Here is a 23,226-nt window from a genome sequence, read left to right as displayed (position 1 = left end):
AATGATACTGTTATTTTGGTAAGTTCGATTCTAGTTTAACCTCTTAAACTTGTTCTACAGGAGATGTATAGGTAATGAAGACGAAGAAGGGCACATACGAGTCTGAAATTAGTAAAGCCATCACACAATGGGAGAAGGATTTTCTTGGACGTGGCTCACTTTCAGTAAAGACAGATATTTTGCGAGATATGATTATCGTGAGTTTACAAGGCGTACTTACCCAAGCGGAATACAAAGTGTGTGAGACCAATGAAGGCTTGCTAACGATTAAGAAGACGCGCTCTAAATTAGTAGAGTCCGGCATAGACGCTTTAAATGAAATTGTGTTGTCTATAACTGGTGAATCAGTAAAAGGATTTCACACAGATTTAAGTTCCCGTACCGGCGAACGCGTTATGATATTTAAATTGTATAATGATTTGGAAAAGCAGTTAATTGAACAACATAAATAACTATTTAAGGTTGTTGTAGCTGTTTTGTAGATAATATAGAACAGATTAAAAAGGTCAATCTGAGGTAACACTTCGGTTGGTCTTTTTAATTATTTCATTGAGTGTGTTCATTGCGCATTATATAAAAGTCGTTAAGAGCATTTAGATTTGGAACTGTGGCGATTTAACGATTGGAATTATGCTTGCATGGTGGAAGGACGCATAAGAAATGCACTTACCGATGTAAGGGTCAGTAAGTGCGATATACTTTTAGAAATTTGGAAGATTTTTTAGTTTAATTAATTTTATCATCATATAAATAATGTTTGGGTGTTAAAGAATTATAATTTTATCTAATGGTGACAGTAACTTTAAGATGAAATTTACAAGGTAATACTACTGTATTTTGAAAAGTTATCATACGAGGAAATATGTGAAAACTTAGTAATTAGCTCGGGAGAAATTTGAACCGGCTATTTAAGTAAAGTGTCACCTCCTTTATCAGAATATTATAATAATTTGTATATCTTTTGGTAAAATTTCCCTAGTTGTACCAATTCAATGCCGAATCGTTATTATTTATATGCTATTTAACTTTAATTGTATATAATTTTTTATCATTGCTATATAATGGATGTCATTCAAAAATCCGTACTTTATCTTAATAACATAATATGAATAACTTGTTTTAGCGCTTTGATTTGTAGTAAAATTACTGCTTGGGTGTTAAAGAATCATAATTTTTATTATGGTTCTTTTTCTTATGTCTAGCTTTAATATAATAAGTGAAGATATTGAAAAATGCTGACTATTAAAGTTGAAATTAAATCCGAAGTAGGATTTGTTTTATAATAATATTCAGTATAATAATTAAAAGTATATAGTGAGGTAATAAGGAGGACGGACGTATGACTCAACTCAAAAATATTCTGTATTCATTAATAGAACCTCTAACTAAGCCAGAAACGTACCAAAGTTTACTGTCTAATTTAATTATGATTGTTGTGTATGTTGTAGTGGCATGGATTGTCTTACGTTTTATTAATAAGGGTATTGAGCAATTCTTTAAAATTCAAAATAAAGGTAAAAAAGCGAATAAAAAACGTTCCAATACATTAATTTCACTGATTCAAAATGTGGTTTCCTATGTGGTATGGTTTATCGTATTGACGACAATTTTAAGTAAGTTTGGGATTAGTGTTGAAGGCATTATTGCAAGTGCTGGTGTAGTTGGTCTTGCAGTGGGCTTTGGTGCACAAACAGTAGTTAAAGATATTATTACAGGTTTCTTTATTATTTTTGAAAATCAATTTGATGTAGGGGACTATGTTAAAATTAATAGCGCAGGAACTACCGTTGCAGAAGGCACAGTTAAAGCGATAGGTCTCAGATCTACACGTATCAATACAATTAGTGGCGAGCTTACTACATTGCCAAATGGTAGTATGGGAGAAATAACAAATTACTCAGTGACAAACGGAGAATCTATAGTTGAAATTCCGGTTTCTGTTGAAGAAGATATCGACAGAGTCGAGGAAGTATTGACGAAGCATTTTGAAGCAATGAGATCTAAATACTATTTATTTGTATCAAATCCTAAGGTAGTAGGTATTAACTCAATAACTCGAGATGAAATTGTCTTAAGTATTTCTGCAGAAACAGTTCCGGGAGAAGGATTTTCCGGGGCGCGAATATTAAGAAAAGAAATTCATAAATTATTTAAAGACAATGGTATTAAAGTGCCTCAACCAGTTATGGTACAATATGATTCGAATCAACAAAATAAAGCATAGAAAGTTCGGAGGTGTGACATCATGACATCAGATTACGGTTTGAATGATATTGTAGAGATGAAGAAGCAACATGCATGTGGGACGAATCGTTTCAAGATTATTCGTGTTGGTGCAGACATCCGAATAAAATGTGAAAATTGTCAGCGAAGTATTTTGATTCCTAGACAAACGTTTAATAAAAAAATGAAGAAAATACTAGTATCCAATCAAGATACTGAAAATAAGGAGAATGAATAAATGGCTTTAACAGCAGGTATTGTTGGGCTACCCAACGTAGGTAAATCAACGCTATTTAACGCAATAACAAAAGCAGGTGCGCTTGCAGCGAATTATCCTTTCGCGACAATCGATCCCAATGTAGGAATCGTAGAAGTGCCAGATAGTCGACTTAATGTCTTAGAAGAAATGGTTCAACCGAAGAAGACCATCCCGACAACATTTGAATTTACAGATATTGCTGGAATCGTTAAGGGCGCTTCAAAGGGTGAAGGTTTAGGTAATAAATTCTTGTCACATATCCGTGAAGTTGATGCGATATGTCAGGTTGTACGTGCTTTTGATGATGACAACGTGACGCATGTTTCTGGTAAAGTAAATCCAATTGATGACATTGAAGTTATTAACATGGAATTAGTTCTTGCAGACTTAGAATCTGTTGAGAAGCGTTTGCCAAAAATTGAAAAGATGGCAAGACAAAAGGATAAAGATGCTGAAAATGAAGTGCGTATTTTATCAAGAATTAAAGAAGCTTTAGCAGATGGTAAGCCAGTTAGAAGTTTAGAGTTTACAGAAGAAGATCAAAGATATGTTAAACATGCACAATTGTTAACATCTAAAGAAATGTTATACATTGCCAACGTTGGAGAAGATGAAATTGGTGATGAAGATAATGAAAAAGTGAAAACAATTCGTGAATATGCACAACAAGAAGATTCTGAAGTTATCGTTATCAGTGCTAAAATTGAAGAAGAAATTGCAACATTGGACGATGAGGATAGAGAGATGTTCTTAGAAGATTTAGGCATTGAAGAACCGGGTCTAGATCGCTTGATTCGCACAACTTATGATTTACTAGGTTTAGCGACATATTTTACGGCAGGTGTGCAAGAAGTTAGAGCATGGACATTTATTAAAGGTATGACAGCACCACAATGTGCAGGCATCATCCATACTGACTTTGAGCGTGGATTTATTCGTGCTGAAGTTACAGGTTACGATGACTACGTTGAATACAATGGAGAAAGTGGTGCTAAAGAAGCTGGTAAGCAACGCCTTGAAGGTAAAGAATATATCATGAAAGACGGAGACGTCGTGCACTTTAGATTTAATGTTTAAACTAGCGTAGTGAATATTTAAATATAAATCAATTTGAGTTATAGCGGCCATACTCAAAATAACAGGAATAATCCAGAGTATTATCAATATATGGATTATTCCTTTTTACTTTAATTTAGCTTATGCTTTTGAAAGTACATGGTTGTCTTAATATGAACTTTTCAGCATAGTGTAAAACTGTAATTTCATAAAACAAGAAAACGTCAATTCCTACCTTAATTGTAAAAATGATAGAAATTGACGTTTATTTTAATGCTTTAACAATCTAGGTGTATTTGTAAATACTATATTCATTTAAGATGTAAACCAGTTGCTGCTAACATTTGGACCTAAATAATTCGCATCTACTTTTTGGTTAAGTTCTTGTGAATTATAACCGTCTGTATATTGCCACAGTACGTGTGGTGAAGTAGGCTGTGCCTCATTATAATTGGCAATCCATACGCCATCATAATTATTAGCAGATTGTGTAGCATGTTGTTTCATAAAGTTTTCATATGAATAAAATAAGACTTTCTTGTTTCCGGCAAGACTCTTCATTTCGTCATACCATGCATTAGTACTTTGATCCGTTGTGCCAGATGTTACAGAATTTTGTTCAAAATCATTGATGTAAAATTTAGCTTTTGGTGCGCGATTGTATAGTGTTTGGGCTTCATAACGGGCGTCGTCAGGATTTTCATACATGCTGTAAGAATAGACCCCGAAGTCCAAATTGTATTTATCTAATATAGCTGAATTATGGCTTAGAGAAGCATCGATTTTTTCAGAACCGTATTGGGCACGAATGATTATGAAATCATAGTTTTCTTTCAGTGATTTGACTTGTTGCTCTGTTAAATCACCTTGCCATTCTGAAATATCAAGTACTCTTTCACCATTTGTAGCAGCTTCAGGTTGCACTTGTTTAGTTTGTTGCTCTTTGGATTGTGCATCTGGATGTTTCGAAACATATTTTTGATAACCATATCCCATCGTACCTTGCTCACTCGTATTTGCTTCGGCAGCATTAGTAGAATGGATAGTTAAAGTAGATGCCAAAATAACAGTGGTTGTGATTAAACCTTTTTTGATTGTAGAAACCATAGTCTTCTCCTTTAATGTGCTTAAAATTACCTAAAAATAATCTAAGTGCATAGGGGTAAACAACAAATTATGTAGCGTAGTTGATATGCTAATAGAATTAGTTTTATTTAGCAACCTTATGTCGAAAAACATTAAAACTTTATAAAAAACAAATTCCAATTGTATAATTTGTTATTGTTATTATTGTGTTGCAACATAATATTGTGGTTCTAGAACGTTGATTTATGTGATTTTCGATAAATTGTTTCATATGAAACATCGAAATTTGAAATATATATTTGACGTACTGATTATCATTGTAAAAAGTAATACCGTGTGCTATAATTCTTGACTGTGAGTAATGAAAATTATTCCTTGCTTATCATATAGTATGATGAGCCGTATAGACCACAAGGAGGTGCAATTATAAAATGAGAACATATGAAGTTATGTATATCGTTCGTCCAAACATTCAAGAAGATGCTAAGAAAGCTGTCGTTGAACGTTTCAACGGAATTTTAGCAACTAACGGATCAGAGGTTTTAGAAACTAAAGATTGGGGCAAACGTCGTTTAGCTTATGAAATCAATGATTTCACAGAAGGTTACTACAATATCGTACGTATCCAAACTGAAAATAACGAAGCTACTGACGAATTCCAACGTTTAGCTAAAATCAATGATGACATCATCCGTTTTATCGTTATTCGTGAAGACGAAGATAAAACAAGAAAATAATTAATGGGGGTCGCTTAAATGATAAATAGAGTTGTTTTAGTCGGTCGTTTAACTAAAGATCCAGAATATAGAACAACACCCTCAGGCGTGAGTGTTGCGACTTTTACCCTAGCGGTAAATCGTACGTTTACAAATGCGCAAGGGGAACGCGAAGCTGATTTCATTAACTGTGTTGTTTTCAGAAAGCAAGCAGAGAATGTAAATAATTATCTTTCAAAAGGTAGTTTAGCTGGCGTTGACGGTCGCATTCAATCACGTAGCTATGAAAACCAAGAAGGACGTCGTATTTTTGTAACAGAAGTTGTTTGTGATAGCGTTCAATTCCTTGAACCTAAAGGACAAAACCAACGTCAACAACAGGATGGAAATAACAATTTCCAAGACTATGGCCAAGGTTTTGGTGGACAACAATCTGGACAAAACACGTCTTATCAAAATAACAACAACCCATCAAATAACAATGGACAATCAGATAATCCATTTGCAAATGCAAATGGTCCGATTGACATTAGTGATGATGATTTACCGTTCTAATCTACAAGTATTGTGTGAATACGAAATGTAGATTTAAAGATTAATCATAATATGTGTGAATTGCATTAAATATGTGTGTGTGAAATGTGTGAATAATAATGCAATAAAGAAGTACACCTTCAGAGATGAGGGTGTATTTTTTTATGCAATTTTATATCGCCAAGTGGAATGCGATGCCTTACGCACTCTAACCACTATCATAAATCGGTCATTATCATTTGATAGAACTCCTATAAAAATTATATAAAGTTTCACCTTACACAAAAGCCCTTGATACATTAAAAGTAAAATATTAATAAAATATTTTTGTATTTAAATTTTAAGCACAAAATTGCTCTATAAAAATATTACAAAAATAAACTTTAAAATGTTTAGAAAGAGTATAAATGGGAATTAATTTATGTAACTGTAACTTATAATAAATATTATACGATTGGTTATAAAATAGAATAATATTATTATATTTTTTTACTGTAGATTGATAGGAGGTTCGCTGCATTGACTGAAACAAAATTATTATCTTATGCACAAAAAGAAATATTACAGATTGAACAATATTATGAGAATACAAGTATTAGTAACATCGCTGGTGTAGTACATATGAAAAATGACGTATCATATGATGAGATTAATGAAGCCTTCAACGAGATAGTGAAGCAACATGATACGTTGCGTATTAGAATTACGAAAGAAGACGGTGTTTACAAACAATATGTAGTAGACTATGAACACGAAGATTTTGAATTTGTTGATTTTTATCAAGATCAAGAAGGTTACGAAAAGTGGATTAAAGAAACAGCTAGCACTAATATCTTTAATCTTGATGATAAATTATATAAGACAGTAGTATTTAAGTATCCTGAAGGATATTATGGTATCTTCCTATTGCAACATCATTTAATTAGTGACGCATGGGGTGTAACGATTGTTGTAAATAATTTAATTAAAAAGTTATTAGGTAAATCTGTATCTGAAGAAGATATTGGGGCTACTTATTTTGAGGCAATAGAATCAGAAGATAAATATGAAACGACAAACCGTTTTAATAAAGACAAGGCTTTCTGGTTAGAAAAGTTAGAAAATTTCGAAGACAACATTTTATTTGATAAATCCACGTTAGATAGCGCTATAGGTAAGAGAATAAGTGTGAAATTATCTGAAGCTGAAACTAAGCGTATCTTCCAATACTGTGAGGCGCATGGAGTTAGTATTAGTAATTTGTTCTCTGCAATTATGCAAATCATCAAACACAAGAACACACTTTCTACAACCAATTCTGTCGGACTACTTATACATAACAGGAATACGAAGAAGGAAAAATCATCAACTGGAATATTCTCACGTGTATTACCAATGATTGTTGATACAGATCCAGAACAAACCGTTCAAGATTACCTTGAAAAAATTCGTAGAGAAAGCTTGAATCTATTAAAGCATAGAAAATATCCATATGACTATATTGTAGAAAACAGTGGTAATAAAAAAGGTCTAGTAGACTGTTTTGTTTCTTTCCAAAACACACAATATGACGCTGAGTTTATCGAAGAGGGTTATACGGATGAATGGTTAGATAATGGAACAAACAATTCGCCACTTAGTGTTAACTTGAGTAACAGAAGTAATGGTGAAGGTATGGATATCGATTATGATTTCCAAATAGATGCTTTAGATGAAGAAGGTATCTATCATTTACATGAAACAATCTTCCACGTATTAAATCATATAATCGAACAACCAGAGTCACAAATTAAAGATATTGAAGTGGTTAATGGTGAAGAAAGAGAAACGATTTTAAATGACTTTAATGATACATCATTAGCACTAAATAATGATACGACGTTTGTTCAACGATTTGAGCAACAGGTTGCTCAACATCCTAACAAGACTGCAGTTACATTTGAAGGAGAAAGTTTAACGTATGAAGCATTGAATGGCAAAGTTAACCAAATGGCTCGCCAATTACGTGCTGAGGGTGTAACGCCCGATTCTCTTGTGGCAGTTATGTCAAATAGAAGAATTGAAATGATTATAGGGATATATGCCATTCTGAAGGCTGGTGGCGCCTATGTACCAATTGATCCTAATTATCCTACAGAACGTATTAACTATATTTTGGAAGATAGTGCAGCTAAGGTGTTGCTAACTGATCAACCGTTAAGTTCTGAAATAGTCTATAACAATAATGTAATTGATATTACTCAAACACAAACATTTGAAGCGTTGTCTGCAGAAAATTTAGAGCATAATACAGATGTTTCTAACCTAATGTATGTCATTTACACATCTGGTACGACAGGTAAACCTAAAGGTGTGCTTGTACCCGGAGAAAGTGTCATGAATCGATTGAACTGGTTAATTGATAAATATGACATTACAGATGAAGACAAAGTGTTCTTTAAGACACCGTTTACGTTTGATGTGTCTGTTTGGGAAGTCTTCGGTTTTGGTATGATTGGTGCACAAGCGGTACTTTTACCATCAGGAGAAGAAGGTAATCCTGAAAAAATTGTATCTGTTATTGCATCGTCACAACCTACCATGGTTCACTTTGTACCATCAATGTTTAGTGTATTTATTAATTATATTAAAGCATCGAATCAAGCTGCGTCGGTTTCAAGTTTGAGATATGTCTTAGCAAGTGGCGAAGCATTAAAACCAGAATTGGTAAATCAATTTAATGAATTGATTGCTGAGAAAAATGATACGCTACTTATTAATTTATATGGTCCAACTGAAGCAACCATTGATGTGACAAGCTTTGATTGTGAGGTTGGTACACAATATGACATGATTCCAATTGGTAAACCGGTAGCAAATACGCAGGCATACATTTTAAATGACAGTAACAACTTGATGGCTATAGGTGTCGCTGGTGAATTATGTATTGCTGGTACCAATGTGACAAATGGTTATTTGAATCGTCCTGATTTAACAGCAGAAAAATTTGTCGACAATCCTTTTGGCAAAGGTAAGATGTATCGTACAGGTGATTTAGCCAAATGGGAAACTGATGGTAATATTACTTATTTAGGTCGTATTGATGAACAAGTTAAAATCCGTGGATATCGTATTGAGCTCGGAGAAGTTGAAAATGTACTACGTCAACAAAATATTGTTGCAGATGTAGCTGTTGTAGCAAAGCCAGTAGTTGATGAAGAATTGTCAATTTGCGCTTATATTGTATCCGACGAGTCTATTGATATAGAAGCTATCAAAGCACAATTGAATAAACAGTTACCTGAATATATGGTTCCTGCATATATTATGCAAGTTGAATCATTACCAGTATCTCAAAGCGGAAAGTTAAACAAACGCGCATTGCCAGACATTAAAGTGGACAGTAAAGATTATGTTGCGCCACGTAATGATATGGAACAAACTATTGTGGACATTTTTAGTAGTGTGCTAAATGTTGAACGTGTCAGTGTTTTTGACAATTTCTTCCAAATTGGTGGTCACTCTTTAAAAGCAATTAGTGTTATCAATGAAATTGAAAGTAAGACAGCTACACGTTTGCCTTTGAAGGCTATTTTCGACAATCCAACGGCATCACAATTATCTAGTTTACTTGAGAATGGTGAAACACAAATTGCAGGTCAAACGATTCCACAAGCAGAAACTAAACCATATTATCTAACATCTTCTCCTCAAAAACGCTTATATGTGTTGAATGAAATGGTTGAAGGTCAGACTGCTTATAATATGGCAAGTATGTTAGAAATTATTGGTGATGTAGATGTTAATCGTGTACAAAGCGCATTCCAAGCACTTGTTGAACGTCACGAAGCGTTGAGAACGCACTTTGATACTGTTGATGGTGAGCCGGTTCAAATCATAGATAAACAAGGTGAGATTACAGTAGGTTATGAAGAAATAGCAACGTCTGATTATGATCAATTATTAAGTGATTTTGTTAGACCATTTGATTTAGCTAACGCGCCATTACTAAGAGTTAAAGTAGTGAAATGTGATGAAAAACGTTATGTATTACTATTTGATATGCATCACATAATTTCGGATGGCTTATCTATCAATATCATTATTAAAGAATTTACGGCGCTATATAAAGGTCGTGAATTAGATGAATTAGCTATTCAATATAAAGATTACAGTGAATGGATGCGTTCAAGAGACTTGGATGATCAGCGTCAGTTCTGGTTATCACAATTTGAAGAAGAAGCGCCAGTACTTGATTTACCATACGATCACGGGCGACCTAACCAACAAAGTTTTACTGGTAAGACGATAAGTCTCGAAATGCCGGAACAAACTAAACGTGCGATTCAGTCATTATCTCAACAGACTGGTAGTACGGATTATATGATCTTACTTTCTTCATTTATGGTGCTATTGCATAAATATAGTCGTCAAGAAGACATCGTTGTAGGTAGCCCAATTTCTGGCCGTACGCATAAAGATACTGAAAATATGCTCGGAATGTTTGTTAATACATTGGCGATGCGTTCAAACCCTGAACGAAATAAATCATTTACGCAGTTATTAGATGAAGTAAAGACAACATCATTAGAAGCCTTTGATAATCAAGAATATCCATTAGAATCACTAGTTGAAGAAATCGTAGAAAAGCGTGATTTAACACGTAATCCATTGTTTGATGTGTTATTTACATTACAAAACACTGAAAACGAAAGCTTCCAAATTGATGACTGGTCTACAAGACAAGTAGAGTCGTCAGTTACAAATGCTAAATTCGATTTAAGTATGACAATTTATGACAATGATGGTTATAGTGTGGCGTTAGAATATGCTGAAGAGTTGTTTGAACCTGAAACAATTGAACGTATGTTGGAACACTTTATGGAACTTGTAGCTGAAATTACTATGCATCCTGAGTATAAAATTAGTGAATTAGAATTAATTACTGAACAAGAGCAGCACTTAATTCTTAATGACTTTAATGATACTGAGATGCCTTATAATAACACGCAAACATTTGTTGAGCGTTTTGAACAGCAAGTGGCCAAAGCACCTGATAAAGTGGCACTTACCTTTGAAGGGGAAAGTTTGACTTATCAAGCATTGAACGAACGTGTAAACCAAGTTGCGTATAAATTGCGTGATGAAGGTGTCGGTGCAGACACATTAGTAGCAGTCATGACGAATCGACGTATCGAAATGATTGTTGGTATATTCGGTATCTTAAAAGCAGGCGGTGCATACGTACCTGTTGATCCAAATTATCCTGTCGATCGTATTAATTACATTTTAGAAGATAGTGCAGCGCCAGTATTGCTGACAGACAAACCATTAGATGAAAATATTGTGTTTAATCATAAGGTGATTGATTTAACAGCGGATAAATCAATTTGGTCATTGCCAACAGACAACTTGCAACATAATACAGATGTTTCTAACTTAATGTATGTTATTTATACATCTGGTACGACAGGTAGACCAAAAGGTGTACTTGTACCTGGAGAAAGTGTTATGAACCGCTTGAATTGGATTATTGAAACCTATGGTATTACGAGCGAAGATACAATTTCCTTTAAGACACCATTTACGTTTGATGTGTCTGTTTGGGAAGTGTTTGGTTTCGCGATGATTGGTGCACAAGCAGCGCTATTGCCATCTGGTGAAGAAGGTAATCCTGAAAAAATAATGTCACTTATTCATAATAATAAAGCGACTATGGTACATTTCGTGCCGTCTATGTTCAGTGTGTTTATTAACTTTATCAAAGCGACAGATCAAGCGCATTTAATTTCAAGCTTGAGATATGTGTTGGCTAGTGGTGAAGCATTAAAACCAGAACTAGTTAACCAGTTTAATGAACATATTGGGACTAAGAATAATACATTGTTATTGAATTTCTATGGTCCTACTGAAACTACTATTGATGTAACAAGCTTTGATTGTGTAGCTGATGTACAATATGATGCTATACCAATTGGTAAACCGATTGCTAATACACAAGCGTATATCTTAGATGCTGACAATCACTTAATGGGTATCGGTGTTGCAGGTGAATTATGTATTGCTGGTACTAATGTAACGAATGGTTATTTGAATCGACCTGAATTGACAGCAGAAAAGTTTGTCGACAATCCATTTGGTGAAGGTAAAATGTACCGCACAGGGGATTTAACGCGTTGGAATGCTGATGGAAACATCGCTTATTTAGGACGTATTGATGAACAGGTGAAGATACGTGGTTATCGTATTGAATTAGGCGAAATTGATAGTGTATTACGCCAAAATACAGATTTATTAGATGTAGCAGTGGTTACTAAACCTATGTTAGATGGAGAGTTATCGATTTGCGCTTATGTAGTATCTGAACAAAACGTTGATTTAGAGGCAATCAAATTAGAGCTGAGTCATAAATTACCAGACTACATGGTGCCAAGCTATATGATGCAAATTGAAGATATACCAGTAACACAAAGTGGTAAGTTGAATCGTAAGGCATTACCTGAAATCAAAGTAGAAAGCAAGGCGTACGTTGCACCAACGACAGAAATGGAAACAATGCTAGTCGCAATTTATGAAGATGTCTTAAATTTAAAACAAGTTAGTATCACTGACAATTTCTTTGAAATCGGTGGACACTCATTAAGAGCAATCGGCATTATTAACCAAATAGAAAGTCGAATTGGCACACGTTTGCCACTAAAAATTATTTTTGAAAGTCCAACGATTCTACAATTAGCTAAAACGGTTGAACAATATGCGGTAGATGCGAGCACTCAAAGTATTCCGCAAGCAGAGCAGCAGCCATATTATCTGACTTCATCACCTCAAAAACGTTTATATGTGTTAAATGAAATGGTAGATGGTCAAACGGCTTACAATATGCCAAGTATGTTAGAAATCAAAGGTAATGTAGATGTTGCGCGTGTGCAAGATGCTTTTCAAACAATCGTAGATCGTCATGAAGCATTAAGAACGCATTTTGAAACTAAAGATGGAGAGCCTGTACAGGTGATAAATGATTCTGCATCGGTAGTCGTTGATTACGATGAGGTAACGACAGATGATTATGAGCGTATATTAAGTGACTTTGTACAACCTTTTGACTTAAGTAAGGCACCGTTAATTAGAGTTAGTATAGTTAAAGTATCAGAACAACGTTTTATCTTATTGTTTGATATGCACCATATCGTTTCTGATGGCTTCTCTATTAATTTGATTATCAAAGAATTTACAGCGCTATATCATGGTCAAGCGGTAGAACCATTAGATGTACAATATAAAGATTATAGTGAATGGATGCGCTCAAGAGACTTGGATAGTCAGCGTCAGTTCTGGTTAAGTCAATTTGAGCATGAAGCGCCAGTACTTGATTTACCGTATGATCATTCAAGACCCAACCAACAAAGTTTCACAGGTAAAACGGTAACTGTAGATATGCCTACATCTGTTCAGCATCATATTCAACAATTGACTCAAGCAACAGGCAGTACGGATTACATGGTGTTATTATCATCATTTATGGTACTGTTGCATAAATATAGCCGTCAGGAAGATATCGTTGTAGGTAGTCCAATATCTGGGCGTACACATAGAGATACAGAAAATATGATTGGTATGTTTGTTAATACTTTACCAATGCGTGCTTACCCTGAAAGTGAAAAATCATTTGCACAATTCTTATCAGAAGTGAAGGACCAATCGTTAAATGCCTTTGATAATCAAGAATATCCGTTAGAAGCACTTGTCGATGAAATTGTTGAAACACGTGATTTAACACGTAATCCATTATTCGATGTGCTATTCACATTACAAAATAATGAGAAAAATAGTCTGGAAATATCAGATTGGTCAGTTGAAGAAAAGGAAGCCTCTTATACTAATGCTAAATTTGATTTAAGTATGACAATTCATGAGAATGATGGCTATAAAGTTTCGTTAGAATATGCGGAAGAATTATTTGATAAAGATACGGTTGAACGTATGTTAAACCACTTTATCGAAGTGATTGCGAATGCAACGCAGCAACCAGAACAACTTATTAGTGATATCGACATTATAACAACAGCAGAAACTGAACTTATCTTGAACCAATTCAATGATACGGATCAGCCATTGGATAACACTGTGACACTTGTTGAACGTTTCGAACAACATGCGGCACAATCACCAGACAAAGTAGCAATTACATTTGAAGGTGAAACATTAACGTATAAAGCACTGAACGAACGTGCAAATCAAGTGGCGTATCAATTACGTAATGAGGGCGTTAAACCTAATGACCTAGTAGGTATAATGTCACAACGTCGTTTAGAAATGATGATTGGTATTTATGGCATTTTAAAAGCAGGTGGCGCATATGTACCGTTGGATCCAAATCATCCACATGAGCGTACGAATTTCATTTTAGAAGATAGTAATCCACGTGTATTGCTCACGGATGAAAATATAAGCTATGGTATAAAATACGAAAAGGAAATTATCAAGTTAACAAATAATTCCTTCCTTGATAGCTTACCAACAGATAATTTGGCACATGTTACAGATGAAACAAACTTAATGTATATTATCTATACATCAGGTACAACAGGTAAACCTAAAGGTGTTATGGTTCCATACAGTAGTGTAATGAATCGTCTTAATTGGATGGTTGATTATTTCGAATTAGGTTCTACAGATAAAATATTATTCAAAACACCATTTACCTTTGATGTATCTATTTGGGAAGTCTTTGGTTGGGCAGTTATGGGTGGCGAAATTATCATGCTACGCTCAGGAGAAGAAAGTAACCCAGAGAAGATAGCTTCCGTAATCGATGCGTATAATATTACGATGGCACACTTTGTACCATCAATGTTAAGCGTCTTTATAGATTTCATTAAGACAACACACCGTCAAGATGATATTGTTTCGTTAAATCATGTATTTACAAGTGGTGAAACACTAAAAGTAGACTATGTAAATCAATTTAATCACTTGTTAGGTGGACCAAATCAAACATTGCTATACAACTTATATGGACCTACTGAAACAACTGTTGAGGTAACATATTATCCTGTCTTTGCAGGTCAAACTTATACAGAGGTTCCTATCGGTAGACCTATTGCCAACTCACAAGGTTATGTCTTAAATGAAGATAATAACTTGTTAGGTATTGGTGTACCTGGTGAATTGTGTATCGGTGGTGCAAATGTCACACAAGGTTACTTGAATAGACCAGATTTAACTGCTGAGAAGTACGTTGATAATCCATTTGGTTCTGGCAAAATGTATCGCACAGGCGATTTAGTAAAATGGAGAAAAGATGGACAATTAGAATATCTTGGTAGAATTGACGAACAAGTCAAGATACGCGGTTACCGTATTGAATTAGGTGAAATTGAAAGTTTGATTGCTCAAATCGATGCAGTATCTGAAGCTGCTGTAGTCACTAAAGCACCACAAGGTAGTGACGAAGCAATGATCGCTGCATATCTTGTTTCAGATCGTACGATAGATTTTGACGTAGTAAGAGCGGTCCTATCTAAGAAATTACCTGAGTATATGATTCCAACATATATGACGCAAATTGAACAATTGCCAGTTACAGCTAATGGTAAATTAGATAAAAAAGGACTTCCAGATATTGAATTAGAGGCAAAAGCCTATGTTGAACCACGTGATGAAATGGAAGAGACAATTGCGACAATCTTTGGCAACGTGTTAAATATTGAACGCGTAGGTGCAACAGATAACTTCTTTGAAATAGGCGGACATTCACTAAGAGCAATTAGTGTTATTAACGAACTAGAAAGCCAATTATCTGTACGTGTACCGTTGAAGACGATTTTTGAAAATTCGACAGTGGCACAATTAGCTAGAGCTATCGAAAATGAAGCGACTGCATCATCAACTCAAGAGATACCATTGGCTGAAACTAAGACACATTATCTAGCATCATCACCACAAAAACGTCTATACGTATTGAATGAAATGATGGACGGTCAAACATCTTATAATATGCCAAGTATGTTAGAAATTAGAGGGACTGTTGATGTTGAACGTGTTCAAAATGCATTCCAAAAATTAGTGAACCGTCATGAAGCATTACGTACACACTTTGATACAGTTGAAGGTGAACCGGTACAAATTGTCGAAGATAAAGTTCAAATAAATGTAGAATATGAGGTTGCTTATACAGAAGATTATGAACCATTATTAAATGCGTTCATCAGACCATTTAACTTAGAACAAGCACCTTTATTAAGAGTGAAAGTGGTTAAATGTGCAGAACAACGTTATGTACTTTTATTTGATATGCATCATATTATCTCTGATGGATTCTCTATTAATCTTATTATTAAAGAATTTACAGAGTTGTATCATAATCAAACTTTAGAACCATTAAATGTACAATATAAAGATTACAGTGAATGGATGCATACACGTGACTTAAATGAACAACGTGAATTCTGGTTGTCTCAGTTTAAAGATGAAGCACCAGTACTTGATTTACCTTATGATTATTCACGTACAAACCATCAAAGTTACACAGGTGAATCAGTTAATGTATCTATTTCTGAAGCAACAAGAAATGCAATTCAACAATTAGCGCAAGATACCGGTGCAACGGATTATATGATCTTGTTATCATCATTTATGGTGCTATTGCATAAATATAGTAGACAAGAAGATATCGTTGTAGGTAGTCCGATCTCTGGTCGTACACATAAAGAAACAGAGCAAATGTTAGGTATGTTTGTTAACACGTTAGCAATGCGTGCCTACCCAGAGCGTGACAAATCATTTAAACAATTGCTTGAAGAAGTGAAAGCAACATCATTACAAGCATTTGATAATCAAGAATATCCATTAGAAGAACTTGTAGATGAAATTGTTGAGACACGTGATTTAACACGTAATCCATTGTTCGATGTGCTATTCACGTTACAAAATAATGAAAAAGAAAGCTTGCAAATTGATGACTGGTCAGTAGAACACAAAGAACCATCAACGACTAATGCTAAATTTGATTTGAGCATGACAATATTTGATGATAATGGTTATAGCATTGCTCTTGAATTCGCGCAAGAACTCTTCGATCGTGACACGGTTGAACGTATGTTGGCACATTATGTTGAAATCTTAGAGCACAGCGTACAACAACCTGAACAAAACATCAGTCATCTAGAAATGATTACACAACAAGAACAAGATATTATATTTAATGAATTCAATAATACCGATGTCCCATTAAATAATACAAAAACGTTTTTAGAAAGATTTGAGGCACAAGTCGCTAAAACACCAAAACAGACAGCCATCACATATGAAGGGGTTAGCTTGACTTATCAAGCACTCAATGCGAAGGCAAATCAATTAGCTAATTATTTACGTGTGGAAGGCATTGTGCCTGATGCGCCAGTCGGTTTACTGACAAATCGTAGTTTAGAAATGATGATTGGTATATACGGTATCTTAAAAGCGGGTGGTGCCTATGTACCGATTGACCCTAATTATCCAAGTGATCGTATTAACTATATCTTAGGTGATAGTCAACCAAGTGTACTGCTGACAGATCAAGCATTAGATGAATCAATTGAATTTGATAATAAAGTTGTTGATTTGACTGAAGACACGATGATTGCAACACAAGCAACAGACAATTTAGAACCTGTAACTACAGTTGATAACTTGATGTACATTATCTATACATCAGGTACAACAGGTAAGCCTAAAGGTGTAATGGTACCTTATAAAGGTGTCATGAATCGTCTGAACTGGATGATTGATAAATATCATATTAGTAGTGAAGATACGATTCTGTTCAAGACACCATTTACATTTGATGTGTCGGTATGGGAAATCTTTGGATTCGCTATGATAGGCGGTCAAGCCGTGCTATTACCATCTGGAGAAGAGAGTAATCCAGAAAAAATTACTGATCTATTAGAACAACATCAAATCTCAATGGTACACTTTGTGCCATCTATGTTAGGTGTGTTTATTGATTTTATAAAATCAACTAACAAAGTAGAGAACATTGCGACAGTTAATTATGTATTGGCAAGTGGAGAAGCATTGAAACCAGAACAAGTAAATCAATTTAATGCAATCATTGGTAAGCAAAATGATTCATTGTTGATTGACTTATATGGACCAACAGAAGCTTCTATTGAAGTAATCTATTATCCATGTACTGCAGATCAAACATATGACACGATTCCTATTGGTAAACCAATTGCTAATATTCAAGCTTATATCATGAATGAAGATAATAATCTAATGGGTATTGGCGTTCCTGGAGAACTCTGTATCGGCGGTGTTGGTGTGACAAAAGGTTACCTCAACAGACCAGATTTAACAGCAGAGAAATTTATCGACAATCCATTCGGCGAAGGAAAGTTATACCGTACAGGCGACTTAGCTAAATGGAGTGCGAATGGTAACGTAGAATATCTTGGTCGTATTGATGAGCAAGTTAAGATTAGAGGTTACCGTATTGAGTTAGGTGAAATTGAAAGCTTACTAGGACAAATTGATTACATTTCAGATGTAGCAGTCGTTGCTAAACCAATGGCAGGAGAAGAGTTAGCAATTTGTGCATATCTCGTATCTGATAAAGCAGTCGATAATGATGATGTAAAAGCTATATTAAGTCAAAAATTACCAGACTATATGGTACCGTCATATATGATGCAGATTGATCAGTTACCTGTGACTTCAAACGGTAAATTAGATAAGAAAAAATTACCTGAAATCAAAGTGGAAAGTAAAGCATACGTAGCACCTACGAATGATACAGAAGCAATGCTAGCAGCTATATATGAAGCTAATCTTAATATCGATCAAGTAAGTATTCACGATAATTTCTTTGAAATTGGTGGTCATTCATTAAAAGCGATTGGTATTATTAATAAGATTGAAGCTACAAACGGTGTGCGTTTACCATTGAAGGCTATGTTTGAAAATCCAACAATAGCTCAACTAGCTAAAGTTGTTGATGAACATGCGAATGAAACAACGGCACAACATATTCCAGTAGCAGCAGAACAGCCATACTATACAACTTCATCACCACAAAAACGACTTTATGTCCTTAATGAAATGGTGAAAGGTCAAACCGCATATAATATGCCAAGTATGTTAGAAATTCAAGGTGAAGTTGATCCTGAACGTGTGCAAAATGTATTCCAAACATTAATAGAACGTCATGAAACATTGCGTACTCACTTCGAAACAATCGATGGTGAACCTGTTCAAGTGATTAACGATTCAGCTGAAATCAATGTAGAATATGCTGAAATTAGTACAGATCATTACGAAACATTATTAGATGATTTCGTACAACCATTTGATTTAAGCCAAGCGCCATTGCTAAAAGTTAAAATTGTTAAAGTAGCAGAGTCACGTTATGTATTATTATTTGATATTCACCATGTTATTTCAGATGGTTTTTCAATTAATTTAATCATTAAAGAATTTACGGCTTTATATCACGATCAAACATTAGAAGAGTTGAAAGTACAATATAAAGACTATAGCGAATGGATGAGTACACGTGATTTAAGTGAACAACGTGAGTTCTGGTTATCACAATTTAAAGAAGAGGCACCTGTATTAGACTTACCGTATGATTTCACAAGACCGAAATCACAAAGCTTTACTGGTAAGACAGTAAGTGCACAAATACCAGCAGAAACTAGACATGCAATCAATCGTCTAACACAAAAAACAGGTTGTACAGACTTCATGATTCTATTGTCTTCATTTATGGTGTTATTGCATAAATACAGCAGACAAGAAGATGTTGTTGTCGGCAGTTCAATTGCTGGTCGTACACACCAAGATACTGAAAATATCGTCGGCATGTTTGTAAATACATTACCAATGCGAGCATATCCTGAAAGTAATAAATCATTTAAACAATTGTTAAATGAAGTGAAAGATGTTTCATTGAAGGCATATGACCATCAAGAATATCCATTGGAAGAATTAGTCGACGAAATCGTAGAAAAACGTGATCTAACAAGAAATCCATTATTTGATGTGTTATTCACACTGCAAAATAATGAAAAAGAAAGTCTAGATATCGAAGATTGGATTGTTGAACCGAAAGAAGCAACAAATATCAACGCTAAGTTCGACTTAAACATGATGATTGAAGATGATGGCGATTATAAGGTTTCTATTGAATACGGTGCGGAACTTTTCGAACATCAAACAGTTGAACGTATGTTGGCACATTACATTGAACTATTAGCTAATGTCGTACAACAACCAGAACATAATATTGGCGATATTAATATGGCAACAGCCGATGAGCGAACGTTAATCCTTGGTGAGTTCAATAATACGCGTGAAACTTTAGATAATAGACGTATATTTATGGATCATTTCGAAGCACAAGTTGAACAAACACCGAATCGTACTGCCATCGTTTATGAAGGAGAAAGTTTGACGTACCAAGAGTTGAACGATAAAGCAAATCAACTTGCATATAAATTACGTGCTGAAGGCGTAAAACCAAACATGGTAGTTGGAATGCTGACTCAACGTAGTTTAGAGATGATGATTGGTATTTACGGTATCTTAAAAGCAGGCGGCGCATATGTACCAATTGATCCTCACAATCCAACGGATCGTATTAACTATATGCTAAACGACAGCCAACCTAAGATATTATTGACGGATGCGACACTAGATGAGCAGATTGAGTATGAAGGTCACATCATTAACTTAGCTGACAAGTCTGAATTAGAACATCTGCCAACTGAGAATTTACCAAGTGTTGTCACTGCCGATGATTTAATGTATATCATTTACACATCTGGTACTACAGGTAATCCAAAAGGCGTAATCGTATCATACGAAGGTGTTATGAACCGAATTAATTGGATGATTAAAGAATTCGACATTAATAGTGAAGACAAGGTACTATTCAAGACACTTTATACATTTGATGTGTCTGTTTGGGAAATCTTTGGATTTGCTATGGTAGGTGCACAATTAGTACTGCTACCATCTGGAGAAGAAGGTAACCCAGATAAACTAGCAACAATGATTCAAGAACATGAAATTACAATGGTTCACTTTGTACCGTCAATGCTAGGGGTATTTATTGATTACATTAAGTCCACAAATAGAATGGATGATATTGCGTCAATAAACTATATTCCATCAAGTGGTGAAGCGTTGAAACCAGAACAAGTTAATCGATTTAATGACTTGCTGGGTAGACCAAATAATTCTCTACTTATAGATTTATATGGACCAACAGAAGCATCGATTGAAGTGGTGTGTAATCCACTATATCCAAGTGAAACATACGATATTATTCCGATTGGTAGACCAATCTCAAATGTTCAAATTTATATTTTAAATGAGAAGAATAATCTAATGGGTATTGGTGTTCCTGGCGAGCTTTGTATCGGTGGCATTGCAGTTACACATGGTTATTTAAACCGTCCAGGCTTAACAGAACAACAATTTATCGACAATCCATTTGGTGAAGGTAAATTATATCGTTCTGGTGACTTAGCAAAATGGAGAGCAGATGGTGAACTTGAATATATTGGACGTATCGATGAACAAGTTAAGATCCGTGGTTACCGTATTGAGCTTGGAGAAATTGCGAGTCATTTACGTAGAATTGATGGTATATCAGATGTAGGTGTAATCGTTAGACAAATGGTTGGAGATGATTTATCTATTTGCGCTTACTTAGTTTCAGATCAAGAAATCTCATTCAGTGATATCAAAGCTGAATTAGGGAAGAAAGTACCTGACTACATGGTTCCTGCATATATGATGCAAATCGAGCAATTACCGTTGACTGCAAATGGTAAATTGAATAAACGCGCATTACCTGAAATTGAGGTAGAAAGCAAGACTTATGTTGAGCCTAGAAATGCAACTGAAGCAACAATAGTTGAAGCGGTTAAGCATGTCTTGAATGTAGAGCAAGTTGGCGTGTACGATAACTTCTTTGAAATTGGTGGCGATTCAATTAAAGCAATCAAGTTAACTTCAGAGTTATCTAAGACATATAATATTTCTATTAAAGACTTGTTTGAGCTACAGACGATAGAGCGCATCAGCGAAGCGTTAGATGATAGTGCTGACACGAACTTATTGACTAAGTTAGCATCGTTAAAAGAGTTTAACTTAGAACAGCCACATCAATTCAGCAATGATTTCATTCAAGAAATTGAAAGCTATAAAGAAAATAGTGCAGCAAATTATGAGGTTATTGATGTTGAAGCGGTTAAGTCTAATAAAAATGTATTACTCACAGGTGCGACTGGATTCTTTGGTATTTATTTACTAAACAACTTACTAGAAGATACTGACTTTGATATCTATGTGATGGTTCGAAGTAATAAAGAGATTACTGGAGAAACGAAATTGCATAACAACTGGGTTTACTATTTTGAATCTCAAATTGATGAGTCATTTGCAAATAGAATTCACATTGTTGAAGGTAATATCGAATCACCTCAATTAGGTATGGGTGAATCAACATATGCAGCATTGTCAGAAGAAATTGATTTAATTGTTAATGCTGCAGCCAATGTAAATCACTTTGCAACAAAAGATGCATCATATGGTGCCAACGTTGGTGGTATTGAACAAATTATCCAATTTGCACAAGATGGTAAAGCAAAAGAAATTCACCATATGTCTACCATTTCAATTGCTTCAGGTAAAGTTGAAGACAAGGCGCAATTAACATTCTCTGAATACGATGTAGATATTGGTCAAAAACCAAACAACGTGTACTTAGATGGTAAAATTGAAGCTGAAAAAATATTAATCGATAGCCGTAAACAAGGCGTAGAAACAAATATTTACAGACTGGGTAACTTACAGTGTGATTCTCGAACTGGTTTATTCCAGAAAAATGAAGAAAATAACGCCTTCTATAGCGTTATTAAATCATTCAAGAAACTGGAAAAATTCCCAGACTTACCAGATGATAGCTTAGAGTTCACACCAGTAGACCAAGCCGCTGAAGCTTGTAGTACATTGATTAAAAACAACCAGTTGACGAATGAGATTCATCACATTTACAACACACATCATCTTACATTAACGCAATTGATGAATGTTTATAATCAACATGATTATCACATCGAGAATATTCAATGGAATGACTTTATGGACTTCTTAATGGAATGTATTGAACAAGGTATTAAGAGTGATGAAATAAATGATTTCTTATTACACACAGGCATCCTAGATAACAATATGTTTAACAAATCTCACTTTGAAGTATTAGACTTTAAGACAAATTACATCTTAGAAAAACTAAACTTCGAGTGGAAACCGACAGATAATGAAATACTTTCAAAAATGATCAGTCATCCAAAAAATAATTTCTAAGCAACAACTGAGGCAGCAAATACTTATTTGCTG

8 protein-coding genes are annotated in these 23,226 nt (G+C 34.6%); 7 read left to right on the top strand and 1 reads right to left on the bottom strand.

What is annotated here, in order from left to right; genetic code table 11:
- Positions 1-74 precede the first annotated feature (74 nt).
- From SH09_RS00355 to ychF, 4 genes are all read left to right on the top strand, one after another.
- Complete coding sequence (locus SH09_RS00355) at positions 75-452, top strand: Na-translocating system protein MpsC family protein (RefSeq protein ID WP_042737626.1); 378 nt, start codon at positions 75-77, stop codon at positions 450-452.
- An 887-nt stretch (positions 453-1,339) separates the two neighbouring features.
- The gene (locus SH09_RS00350; protein ID WP_042737625.1) at positions 1,340-2,224 is read left to right on the top strand and encodes a mechanosensitive ion channel family protein; all 885 of its coding nucleotides are present in this window, start codon (positions 1,340-1,342) and stop codon (positions 2,222-2,224) included.
- 21 nt (positions 2,225-2,245) lie between these two features.
- Positions 2,246-2,461, top strand: a complete 216-nt coding sequence (locus tag SH09_RS00345) for a DUF951 domain-containing protein (RefSeq protein WP_042737624.1) — start codon at positions 2,246-2,248, stop codon at positions 2,459-2,461.
- Complete coding sequence (gene ychF / locus SH09_RS00340) at positions 2,462-3,559, top strand: redox-regulated ATPase YchF (RefSeq protein WP_042737623.1); 1,098 nt, start codon at positions 2,462-2,464, stop codon at positions 3,557-3,559.
- Positions 3,560-3,853: 294 nt separating this feature from the next.
- On the opposite strand, the gene SH09_RS00335 is transcribed toward ychF, so the two are convergent.
- The gene (locus SH09_RS00335) at positions 3,854-4,645 is read right to left on the bottom strand and encodes a GH25 family lysozyme (RefSeq protein ID WP_042737622.1); all 792 of its coding nucleotides are present in this window, start codon (positions 4,643-4,645) and stop codon (positions 3,854-3,856) included.
- A gap of 410 nt (positions 4,646-5,055) precedes the next feature.
- On the opposite strand from SH09_RS00335, the gene rpsF reads away from it, so the two are divergent.
- The 3 genes from rpsF to SH09_RS00315 all read left to right on the top strand — a co-directional run bounded on the left by rpsF (position 5,056) and on the right by SH09_RS00315 (position 23,193).
- On the top strand, positions 5,056-5,361 hold the full coding sequence (rpsF, locus tag SH09_RS00330) for a 30S ribosomal protein S6 (RefSeq protein ID WP_042737621.1): 306 nt from the start codon (positions 5,056-5,058) through the stop codon (positions 5,359-5,361).
- Between the two features lie 18 nt (positions 5,362-5,379).
- Positions 5,380-5,895, top strand: a complete 516-nt coding sequence (gene ssb / locus SH09_RS00325) for a single-stranded DNA-binding protein (protein ID WP_042737620.1) — start codon at positions 5,380-5,382, stop codon at positions 5,893-5,895.
- A 498-nt stretch (positions 5,896-6,393) separates the two neighbouring features.
- Positions 6,394-23,193 (top strand): non-ribosomal peptide synthetase, encoded by a 16,800-nt coding sequence (locus SH09_RS00315; RefSeq protein WP_052495387.1) that lies wholly within the window; start codon positions 6,394-6,396, stop codon positions 23,191-23,193.
- Positions 23,194-23,226 lie beyond the last annotated feature (33 nt).

Source organism: Staphylococcus gallinarum (assembly GCF_000875895.1).
GTDB classification, from domain to species: Bacteria; Bacillota; Bacilli; order Staphylococcales; family Staphylococcaceae; genus Staphylococcus; species Staphylococcus gallinarum.
The sequence above is the reverse complement of the archived record's forward strand: the minus strand, read 5'-3'. Positions and strand labels throughout refer to the sequence as shown.

What these genes read in the sequence shown, in the direction of transcription:
- rpsF (WP_042737621.1), top strand. Translation starts at nt 5,056, where the DNA reads ATGAGAACATATGAAGTTATGTATATCGTTCGTCCAAACATTCAAGAA.
- ychF (WP_042737623.1), top strand. Translation starts at nt 2,462, where the DNA reads ATGGCTTTAACAGCAGGTATTGTTGGGCTACCCAACGTAGGTAAATCA.
- SH09_RS00335 (WP_042737622.1), bottom strand. Translation starts at nt 4,645, where the DNA reads ATGGTTTCTACAATCAAAAAAGGTTTAATCACAACCACTGTTATTTTG.
- SH09_RS00345 (WP_042737624.1), top strand. Translation starts at nt 2,246, where the DNA reads ATGACATCAGATTACGGTTTGAATGATATTGTAGAGATGAAGAAGCAA.
- SH09_RS00350 (WP_042737625.1), top strand. Translation starts at nt 1,340, where the DNA reads ATGACTCAACTCAAAAATATTCTGTATTCATTAATAGAACCTCTAACT.
- ssb (WP_042737620.1), top strand. Translation starts at nt 5,380, where the DNA reads ATGATAAATAGAGTTGTTTTAGTCGGTCGTTTAACTAAAGATCCAGAA.
- SH09_RS00355 (WP_042737626.1), top strand. Translation starts at nt 75, where the DNA reads ATGAAGACGAAGAAGGGCACATACGAGTCTGAAATTAGTAAAGCCATC.